A 15,639-nucleotide genomic window follows, 5' to 3' on the forward strand; every position below is an offset into this window, starting at 1 on the left:
CGGTCTGTCACCTCCCCGTAAAATAAGCACGGATCGCATCGGAATCAACGCTCCCTCGATCACGATAGACATCCGTGATCATTTGCTGCAACAGCTCCACAGCACTGTCATAAGAGGCCGCCAACCCCACTACTTGTACACCGCATTCCTTTTCATAGCGGAACCATAACGTTCTCGACGCATAGATTTCCAGGCTGTTCGCAGGATTACGCCCCAGCACTACACAAAAGCATCCACGCAGCCCCTTTTTCTCGACCCGTTTCCGGTATCGAGCCGGATGTCTGGCCACCTTATCATCGGTATACAACTTCTCATCCCACCAGATCATAACACCTCCGCCTTTCCGCACTGCTACTTATCATACTTCCTCCAACTTTACATACCTATAGTCGCTATCGAACCACATATTGCTTATTATATCAGAATACTTGCGCATGATTTCTGCGCATAATGGAGTTTCGAAGAAACTCCTAAGATGAGCACATTGTGCTCATTATGTCAGCAATAAATGAAATATTTTGCAGCCGAGAGACGAAATTGTTCTGCCATCAGAGAACTAAGTTGATTGCCGCAGAACGCAATGTTTTTGCGCGATTTCTTATTTTGTAACGTCTCTGATGCATACATGCCTGAAGGAGTGTCTGAGATGTCCCGGTTTAGCAAGGTATCATCCATTTTTGGACGGGACGCTTTCGCTACGATGCGCTACGTTACGTTACTTAATGTCTCTGAAATACGAGACATAAGTAACGACGAGCGCAAAGTCCCTTTCAAAAATGATGAATACCTTGCTTCCGGGACTTCGAGTTCTCCGAAGGGCATGTAAATCATCCATCAGAGACAACAAAATTTAGAAATCACTGTAAAAACAAAATGCGGCAAGGCAATTACTACAGTTCTCTGATGGCAGAAGCCATTCTTTGGTGGCTGCAAAATGCCATCTAGTCATTGACATAATAAGCAATATGTGAGCCTAAAGCAATAGTGGGTATGCAAAGTTGGGTGTGATTACCGGATCATTTCGAGTATCAGTTGTTTGGATGCATACTTTTCTGCTTCATCGTCACATTGGTTCAGTGCGTTCATCATGTAGTCTGCGATCTCCTGTGCACTCTTGAAAAAGGTTGGTAATTTTTCCACAGTGGCGGCCATGATGGCACGGCGAAACATACGGCTGCGTCCTTGAAATAACTCTTTCAGCTCACTAAGCAGTTTTTCTGTTTCCTGCTCTGCGATCTCTGCCGTAACGACCCCTGCTGATTCCTGACTCTCCAATGGTGCAAAGACACTGCTCGAATTAAGCTGTGACAAATGATGCAGTTTGATAAAAGCATCACTAAGCCCTGCTTCCTCAATTTCCTCTGCTCGTCCTTCCAATAGTTCATCCAGTGCCGCTTCCGCTACATTAACAGACTGATATAACTTTTCCTGTTGGCCTTCAACCGCAGGAAGCTTCTCGGCAAGCCAATTTAAGCGATCCTCTTCTGTCAAAAGATCCTCCCTCTGCCAAAGATCAATCTCTTTTTCCAAAAAGAGTGCATTGATGCCTCGGATCACATCATCTACTACCGTCATTTTCTCTTCATCAACACAATAAGGTTCTGTCACCACTAACGTATACACACCATTGATAATCTGTCCAATCTGCATATACAGATCAGATAGATCATTGAGCTTTGAAGCACTGACTCGTACTTTTTCTGCATACAATTCATATAATGTGCGATCCATATGCTCGTAGTCTGCTTCCATCAATTCCTGAAGCACACCGGCAAATTCCGTAAAATACTGTTCCTGTGCAGGATGCTTATACAACATGGCACTGGTACGGAACATATACAAAAATCCCTCCAATGATTCTATCTCACTGCCCTTATAAACGGAAATGCAGTTTTTGATCAGATCAAAATAATGAGAACGGGTCATTCGCATCGGAAGCTGTCCCAGTACCACGCGTAAATTATCATTGATCGTCACATTATCATTTGAACCAAAGATAAAATTCATAACCTCCTGTGCAAATGCAGTGTCTTCCGGCAAAACTTCTTTCTCATCAAACCGATATTGAATACGGTTTAAAATATATTCATATACGACAAAGCAGTCCACATATCCGGTCAACACCTGCATACGGTCGATTACTTCCGTACGCATTGCTAAAATATGATCGACCAACTGTTTTCTCTGTGTATCATCCAATGTATCAGACATCGCCTGTCCCACTGTCTCATTCAAAGAAGTGATCATTTCCTTTGCCATCGCAATATATGGGTTGATATCTTCTGTGACCACCTCGTAAAACATGTAATATTCCATCATCAATTTGATCCTTGTATATCCATCATGAAGGATCATGCTCTGCTTCAGATACTCTGGTAACAGATCCCCAACTTCTTTATTACTATGTAATTTATTGACACACTCTCGTAACTTATTGCTCATATTTTTACCTTTCTATTCCGTGATGACCTGACATCCATATTCTGTCAGATCATCAAATTTATGACATTTTTACCACCCTGTTTCTGATCAAATTACCAAGTCTGTAACAATACCCAACTATCAAACCATTTCAAATACTTGGTTGCAAATGCCGGATCGATCGCAAGCCCGGACAACACCGGATAAAATAGGATAAATAACCCGATCGCACAGGCAACATAGACATAGATCGCCGGTTTGATCTTTGGTTTCCATTGTGCCAGCTTAAAGAAACTGTATCCCACCATAGCGGCAACGAAAGGTACGCTTGGAAAATAATGATAAATAAATACCACACGGCTTACCAAGAACCAAGGTGCATACTGTGACAGATACCCGATCAGCAAAAATCCAGCCTTGCGGTCTTTCTCTTTCCACAGCAGATACAGCATATAAAACGCTGCCGGAATGCCGGCCCACCAAACAAGTGGATTACCAAAGGCACTGATACCCTCACGCAGATTGCCAATCGTTCCGGAATAATACCAGATCGGTCTTGTCATGATCGGCCACTCATACCATTTGGAAGAATACGGATGATCCGCTTTCAAAGCAGAATGATAATCGAACATCGTTTTCTGTGCATTGATCACGCGCGTCAATAAGTTATGGTCTGTTCCATCATTAAATGGAATATAAGACAATATATAAATGATCGCCGGAACTGCCACAAAAAAGACGCAACAGAATCCAATCGTCTTCCAAAAATAACTGCTAAAATTATCAATAATATACGCATGTGAAATACCATTCGTCTGACCGCGTGGTGTCTTGCAGGCAATGACATATTCACGGTATCTGCGATACATATGTAGGAAGAACAATATACACAGACCTACCGAGGAATAAATTCCGGTCCACTTACTGGCCCAGCTAAGCCCCATTGCAACACCGCAAAGTCCAAGCGGTATGAATGTCTTTTGCAGCTTTGTGTCGTAAAAACTCTTCTGCAGATAGCAGTACATGAAGTAATACGACAACATAATAAACAGTGTAACAAACACATCGATCGTCGCTATTCTTGTCTGCACGAAATGCATAAAGTCAAACGCAAACAATAACGTTGTCACAATGCTGATCCATTCCTTGTTGAAGAAACGTTTGGCAAACAAATAAATGATCGGAACCATAAATACTCCGAATAAGGTTCCCATAAAACGCCATCCGAATGGATTCATTCCAAACATGAGTACACCGCAGGCGATGAATATTTTACCAAGTGGCGGATGCGTGTTTTCATAACAGTACAGCTTATGTATCATCTCGTATGCCGTACGTCCATGATAGATCTCATCAAAGTACGTACCGTTCATTGCACTGGCACGTCCCTCAAATTCATCCTGCTCATCAAACAAATTCTTATACTCATCTCGATTCACAGGCTCCAATTTTTTGCCATTGCTATCCAAGAACACAAGCTCTAACAGACTATCCTCGTAATTATCCTCTGTCGGAGAAATTTTGACATATCTTGCCTGAACATTCAATGTAAGACTGTTCCAGCAAAATACAGAACCTGCATCCCAATAGCTCTGCGTATTACCATTGTCATCTGTAACACCGGTCGAAAATGTTGTATAACCGGAATCCTTATTGTTACTGTATTCAATGTTATAGTGCGGATTATTTTCATACCCCAGATAATCCCATAACTGTGAAATGTTGGTAGTTTCACCGAAATCAAGAACGATCGCTCCCTCTTTCACAGCAGAATATGCTGTTTCCGGCGCCGACATATTCCCCAGACGCGCAAATGCTACCACTGCGTAGATCAATGTGATCACTGCCATTGCGATCCAGTCAACTTTCGTCATCTTGCTGAGCGTTACAGAACGGGCGATCTTGCCCTCTGATTCCTTTTTGCTTACATTGTTACGTGCATTATTCGCATGCGTATTCTTACGTCTTGCCTGTGCAGGCCGTCCGGTCGAAGTACGCGCGATCTCACCCTCTGACAAATAACCGTTAAAGCATGTCAACGCTACATATACCATGTAGCCAAATACGATCACCATACCGGCTGCAATTGCTAAGGTCACCGGTTCCTTGGCGTTGAAATTATTCAGATCATACACAAACTCAACATGTGCCATATTGAAAAATGCCATTCCTGACAACCCGGTAAATAAATAGGCAATCTCACGTTTCGGACGCATCGCAAATGCAAACAACAGCATAATGATCGCCGGATACACATAACGCTCATGCATGCGAACTGACAGCAAAAACATTCCTGTTACGATAAATGCCCCGACAAAATAGTAACGTGCCGGATTATTTTTTGCACGGAAATGAAGCCAGGTAGCTGCTGCCACGATCAAAATAATAAAAATGGTTCCCCAAGTCTGATACGTGATACCCATAAAGTGTTTCGTCTGTTCGGCCCAGTTTTGTCCAAACAATGTCCAAATATTATAAGCATTTACACTGGCAAATTTGTAAGATGCCAATGTCTCCGTATACTGTGATAACGCATCCTTAAATCCGAACGGGAGCATCAGCAGGGCAATCATCGCAATCGCTGCCAGGCCAAGCCCCAGATTCTTCCAAAAATTCTTCCAGTCAAAGCCGTCCAAAAACACCTGATCGATAATGCCATAGATCAATACCGGTGTAAAAATAAGAGACTGCGGTTTTACCAATACTGCAACTGCAAATACAAAATACGACGGGATCAACTTACGCTCTGTCACCAAATAGATCATTAATACAACGAAAAAGGTAAATACTGCATCTGTCTGTCCCCAGATCGCTCCATCGAGCAGTACCGCCGGTGCAAACAGATAGATTGCTGTTAAAATTCCCGCACCCTTCTGCGTCCAACGCTTTCCGGCAATGCGAAACAGCAGGTAAGCCGTGGCCAGATCGGCAATGATCGCCGGTGTCTTAGTAAGCATCACGCTAAGCGTAGAATTCCAAGCCACCCCAAGTACATGACGGATCGCACCGACCATATACAGAATATACATATATCCAGGTGGATAGTCTGTAAAAGAATCTGAAGAATAAAAATTACCAATCCCATCCTTAAAGACCATGTCCCCCCAAGCGATAAAACAGTTCATATCCGTTTCATTGCCAAAATATTTTGCTGCCGCAATATAGCGAACGATCAATGCGACCGCCATGATCACCATAAAAAGAATACCCGTCTCCGGAACCTCCTGTACCTGGTATTTCTTCTTCTTTCCTTTTGTTGCCACTTTAACGCGCTCACACGAATCCATTGCAACAAAGCCATAGATCGTTGCGGCCGCAGCCAAAATAGCAATAACTGTAATTGCTGTCATTTCAACCTTCCTCCTAAATAATTACATGTATTTTTTGACATGCTGATGTGTAAATAAATGATCCGCACAATATTCATAATTGCCCTCACATTTGGAGCAGTAACGAAATTCCAGATCCGGAAATTCCTCCTGAGTCCTGCCACATATTGCACAGCGATGCACAATACGCTGTCCGGCACCCGCTGCTTTCATCTTCTTCTTAAAACCTCTTCGTCTCCTCTGCTCTCCATATGACATCCGCTTGTAATCCCGCGTCAGGAAGAAGAACAGTAAGAAGTTCCCCATTGCTACGATAACCGCAAACGCCTGACTAATATGCATCCAGCCATACGCCTGTGCCTGTGCTCCATACACGGCTGTCATTCCCATCATGCGAAAACCTGCCACAAAATTGCCCACTATCAAATAGCACATATAAATCGCATCCAATAGCGCAAGCCATTTTACTTTGATCGGAAGCACAAAATACAAAAGTAACTCCGTGTCCGGCTGGATCAGTGCAAAAGCAAAGAACATCGCCCAGTAAACATACTGAAAACCGGAATCATAAATTGCAATATGAAACGGACTTAAATACAGGATCAGTGCTGCAATAATATTTAACAGATAACCACTAAAGAAATACATGTTAAACCGAAACGTTCCCCAGGCCCGTTCCAAAGATCGTCCAAACAAGAAAAACAGATTAACCTGGATCACCAAAAACAACACGCTGAGTACAAAGGACGTGCTGCCGCTAAAGCCATACGGTTCCAGCAAATACGTAAACAATCTCCAGACTTGTCCATGCGCCACCTTGCTCATATCCAGACAAAGCCAGTTATAATAAATATCAAACGGTATTATCCCAAAATTTGTCAGCATCTCTAACAAAGCACCGAGACAATATGCACCAACTACGTAACGTGTCAAGTCAGGGATCGCATACTTTCCAAATTTGCGTTCCATCTTATTTAACCATTGTATCATATACTTGTCCTTTCTATGCCTGATATTTTCAGGTATTTTCCCTGCAAAAGCCCATCTGTTCACAGGATATTTTACATGCAATTCAAAAATGTACTACAGCGTATTTTTACAGCAATCGAAAAGAACGCCATAGTACATTTCATTATAGTGTGACGCGTATTCTTTGTCAATTGGATTCCCCGTCCGCAAGCGGGTGTATCCTGCGACAAAATATGCTATTTACAACAGGCTGCATCTCTGCTACTTACAATATGCAATACCTGGCAGCAGCATGACGTCCTCTGGCTCATTCTGCTCCAAAAAATCATTCAGCGAAACGTTCATTCTCTGTAAGAAAGACTGCAGGGAATCTCCCTGCTCGGTCACATACCTGTCATCATAGGGAACTGTCGTGTCAAACTCCCGCGTCATTTCATGGGATTGTCTCTCCTGATCTTCTTCGGAACGGTCAGCATCAACGGAAGTCTCTGCGATATTTTCCTGCACGTCCGGTGTCATCTCCTCCTGTTCGTTACCCATCCGCGGCATGATCAGATTTATATTGCATCCATCTGCTTTCTTTCCCGGAATGCAAACAGTATCACCCGGCTGTAGATTATATACATCTACATAAGGATTGGCACGTAACATCACTTCCAGCGGGACATGATATCTTCGGCTCAAAGCGTACAGTGTATCTCCTTTCTTTATCATATGCATATGTCCATTACAATACTCATGATTCATGGTGTATTCACCTTATGCCTTTATTTGCTACAGTATATTCTGCTTTCCGTGAAATGGTGACTCTACTCGCAGCCGCGAATCCGGATCTCACTCCACAAAAGCAAAAAATGTTTATTGCATTCCTCTCATAATAGCATTATAATAGGAAAATGCGGCGAATTTTTGTGCCTCGCAAAGCATGCACAAACTCATAATTTATCGTTGCTGACATACCATTAGAAACTAAGAGTAATACAAGATACTAGATGGAGGGTATTTATGAAATTACACATGAATACATTGGGAATCGATATCGGTTCCACAACCGTAAAAATTGCGCTGTTAAATAAAGATGGCGAAATTATTTTTTCCGATTATCAACGGCACTATGCCAACATCCAGGAAACTCTTGCTGCTATTATTGAAAAAGCCTATGATGAATTTGGTGATCTGCCGGTTGCTCCGGTCATTACCGGATCCGGTGGACTGACGCTGTCCAAATATCTGAACGTTCCTTTCGTACAGGAGGTAGTAGCAGTTGCAACATCACTCAAAGATTACGCCCCTCACACCGATGTCGCCATCGAATTAGGCGGGGAAGACGCTAAAATCATATATTTTACCGGTGGTATCGACCAGCGTATGAACGGAATCTGCGCCGGTGGTACCGGGTCCTTTATTGACCAAATGGCTACCTTATTGAAGACGGATGCCAGCGGATTAAATGAATATGCTAAAAATTATAAAGCAATTTACCCAATCGCAGCTCGATGCGGCGTATTTGCCAAAACGGATATTCAACCTCTGATCAACGAAGGTGCAACCAAAGAAGATCTCTCAGCCTCTATTTTTCAGGCAGTGGTCAATCAGACGATCAGTGGTCTTGCCTGTGGCAAACCGATTCGCGGTAATGTTGCATTCTTAGGCGGTCCGCTTCATTTCCTGACCAAATTAAAGCAGGCATTTATCCGTACTCTCGGTCTGGAAGGCGACCAGATCATCGCTCCGGAACATTCTCATCTGTTTGCAGCCTCCGGTGCAGCAATGAACGCCAAGGAAGAAGATATGTCAAGCCTTGGCAAATTACACACCGATCTTTCCCAAGAGATCAAGATGGAATTTGAAGTAACCCGTATGGAGCCTCTTTTTAAGGATCAGGCAGAATACGATGATTTCTTACAAAAGCATTCGCAAAATGATGTAAAGAAAGGCGATTTTGCAAGTTATAAAGGCAATTTATTCTTAGGGATCGATGCCGGTTCTACTACAACAAAGGTAGCTGTGATCGGCGAAGACGGTTCCCTGCTGTACTCATTTTACAGCAACAACAACGGAAGCCCGCTGAAAACAGCGATCAAGGCGATCAAAGATATTTACAGTAAAATGCCGGCTGGAGCACAGATTGTTCGATCCTGCTCTACCGGATATGGCGAAGCACTGTTAAAGGCTGCGCTCCTTTTGGACGAGGGTGAAGTAGAAACGGTAGCACACTACAATGCTGCTGCGTTCTTTGAACCGGAAGTAGACTGTATCTTGGATATCGGTGGTCAGGATATGAAATGCATCAAGATCAAAAACCACTCCGTTGATAAAGTTCAGTTAAACGAGGCTTGTTCCTCCGGCTGTGGTTCCTTTATCGAAACCTTTGCAAAATCTCTCAATTACGAGGTCGCTGATTTTGCAAAAGTTGCGTTGTTTGCCGAGAATCCGATCGATCTTGGATCCCGCTGTACCGTATTTATGAATTCCAAAGTAAAGCAGGCTCAGAAGGAAGGTGCCAGCGTTGCAGATATTTCTGCCGGACTTGCTTATTCCGTTATTAAAAATGCTTTGTTAAAAGTGATCAAGCTGACTGATCCAAAAGATCTCGGTGAAAAAGTCGTTGTTCAAGGTGGTACTTTCTATAACGATGCGGTACTGCGAAGCTTTGAGCGCATTTCCGGCTGCAAAGCCGTACGTCCGGATATCGCCGGTATCATGGGTGCGTTTGGTGCCGCACTCATTGCCAGAGATCATTATACCGGACAGGAAAGCACGATGCTCACGATCGACCAGATCAACGAGCTTCGTTTCGAAACGTCCATGTCTCGCTGCAAGGGCTGTACCAACCACTGCCTCCTCACGATCAATCGTTTTACCGGCGGCAGACAGTTTATTTCCGGCAACCGTTGTGAACGTGGTATTGGCGGTCAGAAAAACAAGAAGAATATTCCAAACCTTTTTGAATACAAGAACAAACGACTCTTCGCTCACTATAAACCATTGGATGAAGAGCACGCCGTGCGCGGTACGGTCGGTATTCCACGTGTACTGAATATGTACGAAAATTATCCGTTTTGGTTTACCTTCTTTACCGAACTTGGCTATCGTGTGGTACTCTCTCCGGAGTCCAGCCGCAAAATCTATGAACTGGGTATTGAGTCCATTCCAAGCGAATCCGAATGTTATCCGGCAAAACTTGCGCATGGGCACGTATCTTGGCTGATCAAGCAGGGACTCGATTACATTTTCTATCCTTGCGTGCCATATGAACGCTGTGAGGTAGAGGGTGCCGGCAACCATTACAACTGCCCGATCGTCACCTCTTATGGTGAAAACATCAAAAATAATGTCGAAGAACTGCAGGATGGCAAGATCAAATATCAAAACCCATTCCTGTCGTTTGAAAGTGAAAAAATATTAACAAAACGTCTGGTAGAATACTTCACGGAAGAAAACGGCATTTCCAAAGAGGAAATCCGCCGTGCGGCTGCTGCAGGATGGAAAGAAATGCAGCATGTACGTGATGATATGTCCGCCAAAGGACGAGAAGTACTCGCTTATATGGAAGAAAACGGCTGCCATGGTATCGTGCTCGCCGGTAGACCATATCACACCGATCCGGAGATCAATCACGGTATTCCGGAACTGATCACCTCTTTCGGTGTTGCCGTATTGACTGAAGACAGTGTATCCGAACTCGGCAACGTAGATCGTCCTACAATCGTTATGGATCAGTGGATGTATCATTCCCGTCTGTACAAAGCGGCCTCTTATGTAGCAACCCGTTCCGACTTAGATCTGATCCAGCTCAACTCATTCGGCTGCGGACTGGATGCGGTAACAACCGATCAGGTCAGCGATATACTGACGCTGCAGAATAAGATCTATACAGTATTAAAGATTGACGAAGTTAATAACTTAGGTGCTGCACGTATTCGTATCCGCTCTCTGCTCGCCGCTGTGCGCGAACGCGAGCGCAAGCAGATCAAACCGGTCAAAAAAGATACTGCACACCACCGCGTAGTCTTTACAGAACAAATGCGTAAAGATTATACGATCCTTGTTCCACAGATGTCTCCGATCCATTTCGATATTCTCGAACCGGCACTGGCATCCTGCGGATACAATTTGGAAGTATTACCTAGCACCGGCGAGTGCCTGGATTACGGATTAAAGTATGTAAACAACGATGCATGTTATCCATCCCTGCTCGTTGTCGGACAGTTTATGCAGGCATTGCTTTCCGGCAAATATGATCTTAACAAAGTAGCGTTGATCATTACGCAGACCGGTGGTGGATGTCGTGCAACCAACTATATCGGATTTATCCGTCGTGCTTTGGAAAAAGCAGGCATGGAGCAGATTCCTGTCATTTCCATGAGCGCCGGCATTGAAAAGAATCCGGGATTAGACATCAACTACAAGATGGCTGACCGTGCATTACAGGCATTGATCTACGGCGATGTATTTATGCGTGTCCTCTACAAAACACGTCCTTATGAGGCAGTTCCGGGATCTGCCAATGCATTGCATGAAAAATGGTTAAAGATCGCACAAAAATCCGTTCAAAACGGAAAACACAGCGAATTTAAGAAAAATATCCGCGGCATTGTGAAAGAATTTGATGAACTTCCATTGCTGGATGTAAAGAAACCGCGTGTTGGTATTGTCGGCGAGATTTTAGTTAAATTCCTTCCACTTGCCAATAACTTCTTAGTCGAATTATTGGAGTCTGAAGGTGCCGAGGCAGTATGTCCGGATCTGATCGATTTCTTTATGTACAGTCTTTACAATGCAAACTTTAAGGCGGATTATTTAGGCAAAAAGAAATCCAGTGCTTTGATCAACAACGCTGCGATCCGTTTTATTGAACATTATCGCAAGACGATGCACGATGCCCTGACAGAGAGTAAACGCTTTGACCCACCGGTTCCAATCGCCAAACTTGCAGAATATGCTTCACCGATTGTTTCCTGTGGTAACCAGACCGGTGAGGGTTGGTTCTTAACCGGTGAGATGATCGAATTGATCCATTCCGGTGTTCCAAATATTGTTTGTACACAGCCTTTTGGCTGTCTGCCAAACCACGTTGTCGGCAAAGGTGTTATCAAAGAATTACGTCACTGCTATCCGGATTCCAATATTGTTGCTGTTGATTACGATCCGGGTGCCAGCGAAGTGAACCAGTTAAACCGAATCAAATTGATGCTCTCAACAGCCGCAAAAAACTTGAAACAATCTGAGAAAGAGTAGTTTCCTATAAAGTAACAAAAGAGGCATGTATGAATACAATTCATACATGCCTCTTTATAGTGTGATGCTACCAAGAATTGCTTTAGCAATTCTTGCAAAGCAAAGCGCCGGCTTTGCTTTTTTTATCTCGTCTATTCCTTAAAATAGTCTGCATTAAATGTCTTTTCATCGGACATTTTCTGCTCTGGCGTTTCCGGATGCCAAGGGGTCTGCCCCGGTGCTACGCCCATATTTTCATAACCTTCTGAACTCTTACCAGACTGGGTTTCTTCCTGCGGTCTGGCAAAAGCTTCCTGATCGCTGTTATATGATGAACCATTGTAACTCTGTTCATTTCCATTATATTGCGAACCGGCGTAATCCTGCTCTTCTCTGCCATACTGTGGATCTGCATAACTCTGCTCATTTCCGTTGTACTGTGAACCTGCATAATCCTGCTGATTTCCGTTATACTGTGGACCTGCATAATTCTGTCCGCTCGGCATATCGTTATTATAATTCTCTCCGACCGGCCGGAATCCTTCCCATTCCACGATCTTGCCCTGTTTGTTCAAGTTGTACACCAAATAGGCAATACCAAGACCAAGTACAAGCGTCACGCCAAGACCACCTTCTAAGCCAAAGCCTGCACCGTTGATCAAACCATGTCCCTTCACGTTGCTGCTGTTTAAGATTGCCGGCTGTAGAGAATTACCGCTGACCTGAATGCCATAAATATTCCCCTGTGCAAAATTCCACAAACTGTGGAACGCACCAACAACCCAGATATTTTCACATTTTACCAACAACAGTGCTGCGAAAATGCCAAACAGGAATAAGTTAAATACCGCAAGTGGCGTCAAGCCGGAATTGGCACCATGTAACATAGCAAAGAACAGTGCACTGAGCACTGCCGAATACACGACGGAATGTCTTCTCGACAACGATACAAACAGATAGCCGCGGCAAAGCACCTCTTCTGCCATGCCCTGTACCAAATATCCAACAAAGTAACCAAGAATCCCCAGAGGTGCCATATTGGTCACCAATCCTTCTACATGAATACTTCCTGTTAGAACACATATCAAATATGCTACGCTAAAAAATAGTGCTCCAGCCACAGCACCCTTCAAATACTGTGGAACCATTCCCTTCTTACGAAATCCTAATGTACGGATCTTTCTCTTCTCCAAAAAACGGCAATAGATAAAAACAACCGCAATCATCAGGATTTCTAATAAAAGTGTTGCAATGGTCATCCAATCCGGCAAATGGAGTGCATAGTCCTGCATTTTCTGCATATATTGCAGCGAATCCATCGATCCGTCCGCGACAGCCTGTGCCGTTTTCATAAACTCCGGATCACTCACGAAATAACCGATCATTAAAGGAATCGTACCAATGGACATTGCGATCGAACTGACCACAAAGACTACAATCGCGATCAACATCTCGAGCACGGCGATAAACCCTCTCCGTCCTCGCATCGCTTCCAGCATAAACTCTGGTTTCTTGATATCTTTCATAAACTCCTCCTAATTCTTGTTACAATACCCCTCTCAGATGATATCTTACTCTTCCAACAAGTTTTCCATGCTCTTCAGACTGATCAATATGGTCGACGTATTGTGTAATAATGCCGACATTGTTGGCTGAAGTACACCACCAACGCCGAACAAAATAAGTGCTGTATTAAATCCTACAATAACTTTATAATTTCTGTCAATACGCTTCATCAAAGCATTGCTGATTTTCTTGAGTGTAATGATCTCACGCAAGTCATCTGCTGCGATCGTAACATCTGCAATCTCTCTGGCGATTTCCGCGCCCTCACTGATCGCAATGCCTACATCAGCCGCCGACAATGCCGGAGAATCATTAATCCCATCACCAACCATGATAACCTTATGCCCTGCTTTCTTTTCCTGCTCCACAAAATTAGCCTTATCCTCCGGAAGCACTTCCGAATAATACGCATCAACACCAGCCTTTTGAGCAATATTAGCAGCAATGCGGTCACTGTCACCAGTCATCATCACAACCTTATGAATACCAAGATGTTTTAATTCACGGATCACCTCAGCTGTCTCAACTCGCAGTGGATCTTCGATACAGATCACGGCAACCAATTTACCATCCATCGCCATGTACAAATGAGAATATTGCTCCGGAAGCTGCTCAAACTGTTCCTTCTTATCCTCCGGAACGACAGCGCCCTCATCTTCAAAGACAAAATGATGACTTCCGATAATGATCTTCTTGTCATTGATCGTAGAGGAAATACCATGTGCCACAATATATTCTACTTTCGTGTGCAGTTCTTCATGAACAAGACCGCGTTTCATTGCCTCAACAACAACTGCCGTTGCCATAGAATGTGGGAAATGCTCTTCTAAACAGGCTGCAATACAAAGCAGCTCATCAGGGCTTCTATCGTCAAACGGAATCACCTCAACTACCGTAGGCTGTGCCTTAGTGAGCGTTCCTGTCTTATCAAACACGATCGTATCGGCTTCCGCAACTGCCTCTAAGAATTTACCGCCTTTCACAGTAATATCATGTGCACTGGATTCACGGATCGCCGACAGTACCGACAACGGCATTGCCAATTTCAATGCACAGGAAAAATCAACCATCAATACTGACAACGCTTTCACAGTATTACGTGTCAATGCCAACGTAAGGCCGGTACCCAAAAACGTATATGGTACCAGTCGGTCAGCTAAGTGCTCCGCTTTGCCTTCCAAGGACGACTTAAGCTTCTCGGAATCCTCGATCATCGTCATGATCTTTTCGTATTTGCTGGATCCGGTACTTTCTTTGACCAAAAGAGTAATCTCTCCTTCTTCAACAACGGTACCCGCATAAACAGGACTTTCTGCCGCCTTACGCACCGGCAGCGACTCTCCGGTAAGCGATGCCTGATTGACTAACGCTTCTCCCTCCATCACAATGCCATCAAACGGAATAACAGCTCCCATATGTACACGAATCCGGTCGCCCTCCTTAATCTGTGCAGCCGACACCTGCACTTCTGTATCATCAGTAACAAGCCATACTTTATCAATATTGAGGGACAGACTTCGTGCCAGATCTCCGACTGATTTTTTGTGCGTCCATTCCTCTAAGATCTCACCCATACTAAGTAAAAACATGACAGCGCCCGCCGTCTTATAATCACCTCGTATTAAAGACACACTGATCGCCGTTGCATCCAACACCGGTACTTCTATTTTTCTTTTAGCCAAAGTCTTAACACCCTGCACAATATATTTGACCGATCTCACAGTAGCGATCCCGGCCCGTAACGGTGCCGGCAAAAATATCTTGTTTACAAAATGTACTACCGTCTGATCAACCAATTTATCCCAATAAAAACGATTCATTTCCCGTCCTGAATTTTTGAGATACACCTCCGGCACTTCCACCTTATCATAAGAAAACTGTCCTAATGCCGTAATAATATGTTTACGGCTTCCTATATAACAGATCGTAACGTCCATAGTACGTTCCTGTACCTTGACCGCCGTTACATCTTTCATCTGCTCAAATTGATATTGCAACGTGTCTGCCTGCGCAAAACTCATTGCTTTTCCGATCAGATGTACTCGAATACGACCTCTTATCTCATGTTTAATGACAAACTTCATAATTATTCATGCCTTTCTAATCATTGAAACCGGTATTCTAATTAAAACAC

General features: G+C 43.8%; 8 protein-coding genes. 1 reads left to right on the plus strand and 7 read right to left on the minus strand.

The annotated features are described in order from the left end of the window. Positions 1-7: 7 nt before the first annotated feature. The 5 genes from ACSAJE_RS05690 to ACSAJE_RS05710 form a co-directional block, all read right to left on the minus strand. Positions 8-328: a hypothetical protein gene (locus ACSAJE_RS05690; protein WP_022024431.1), complete on the minus strand. Its 321-nt coding sequence runs from the start codon at positions 326-328 to the stop codon at positions 8-10. Positions 329-1,008: 680 nt separating this feature from the next. Continuing rightward, on the minus strand, positions 1,009-2,442 hold the full coding sequence (locus tag ACSAJE_RS05695; RefSeq protein WP_458009935.1) for a hypothetical protein: 1,434 nt from the start codon (positions 2,440-2,442) through the stop codon (positions 1,009-1,011). A gap of 92 nt (positions 2,443-2,534) precedes the next feature. Beyond that, complete coding sequence (locus ACSAJE_RS05700) at positions 2,535-5,771, minus strand: phospholipid carrier-dependent glycosyltransferase (RefSeq protein ID WP_458009936.1); 3,237 nt, start codon at positions 5,769-5,771, stop codon at positions 2,535-2,537. A 21-nt stretch (positions 5,772-5,792) separates the two neighbouring features. Then, positions 5,793-6,740: a rhomboid family protein gene (locus ACSAJE_RS05705; protein WP_118689829.1), complete on the minus strand. Its 948-nt coding sequence runs from the start codon at positions 6,738-6,740 to the stop codon at positions 5,793-5,795. Positions 6,741-6,980: 240 nt separating this feature from the next. Beyond that, a complete protein-coding gene (locus ACSAJE_RS05710) occupies positions 6,981-7,433 on the minus strand; it encodes a LysM peptidoglycan-binding domain-containing protein (protein WP_458009937.1) in 453 nt (150 codons plus the stop codon). A 291-nt stretch (positions 7,434-7,724) separates the two neighbouring features. Between ACSAJE_RS05710 and ACSAJE_RS05715 the strand changes: the two genes are divergently transcribed. Then, a complete protein-coding gene (locus ACSAJE_RS05715; protein ID WP_458009938.1) occupies positions 7,725-11,960 on the plus strand; it encodes an acyl-CoA dehydratase activase-related protein in 4,236 nt (1,411 codons plus the stop codon). 131 nt (positions 11,961-12,091) lie between these two features. Here the strand turns inward: ACSAJE_RS05715 and ACSAJE_RS05720 are convergent, their stop codons facing one another. Together ACSAJE_RS05720 and ACSAJE_RS05725 are read right to left on the minus strand one after the other, a co-directional pair. Further along, positions 12,092-13,465 carry a CPBP family intramembrane glutamic endopeptidase gene (locus ACSAJE_RS05720; RefSeq protein ID WP_458009939.1) on the minus strand — a complete coding sequence of 458 codons (1,374 nt, stop codon included), beginning with the start codon at positions 13,463-13,465 and terminating at the stop codon, positions 12,092-12,094. A gap of 45 nt (positions 13,466-13,510) precedes the next feature. After that, positions 13,511-15,589, minus strand: a complete 2,079-nt coding sequence (locus ACSAJE_RS05725; protein ID WP_458009940.1) for a heavy metal translocating P-type ATPase — start codon at positions 15,587-15,589, stop codon at positions 13,511-13,513. Between the last annotated feature and the right edge of the window lie 50 nt (positions 15,590-15,639).

This window comes from Jutongia sp. SJQ-6 (genome assembly GCF_054161275.1).

What these genes read in the sequence shown, in the direction of transcription:
- ACSAJE_RS05690 (WP_022024431.1), bottom strand. Translation starts at nt 328, where the DNA reads ATGATCTGGTGGGATGAGAAGTTGTATACCGATGATAAGGTGGCCAGA.
- ACSAJE_RS05695 (WP_458009935.1), bottom strand. Translation starts at nt 2,442, where the DNA reads ATGAGCAATAAGTTACGAGAGTGTGTCAATAAATTACATAGTAATAAA.
- ACSAJE_RS05700 (WP_458009936.1), bottom strand. Translation starts at nt 5,771, where the DNA reads ATGACAGCAATTACAGTTATTGCTATTTTGGCTGCGGCCGCAACGATC.
- ACSAJE_RS05705 (WP_118689829.1), bottom strand. Translation starts at nt 6,740, where the DNA reads ATGATACAATGGTTAAATAAGATGGAACGCAAATTTGGAAAGTATGCG.
- ACSAJE_RS05710 (WP_458009937.1), bottom strand. Translation starts at nt 7,433, where the DNA reads ATGATAAAGAAAGGAGATACACTGTACGCTTTGAGCCGAAGATATCAT.
- ACSAJE_RS05715 (WP_458009938.1), top strand. Translation starts at nt 7,725, where the DNA reads ATGAAATTACACATGAATACATTGGGAATCGATATCGGTTCCACAACC.
- ACSAJE_RS05720 (WP_458009939.1), bottom strand. Translation starts at nt 13,465, where the DNA reads ATGAAAGATATCAAGAAACCAGAGTTTATGCTGGAAGCGATGCGAGGA.
- ACSAJE_RS05725 (WP_458009940.1), bottom strand. Translation starts at nt 15,589, where the DNA reads ATGAAGTTTGTCATTAAACATGAGATAAGAGGTCGTATTCGAGTACAT.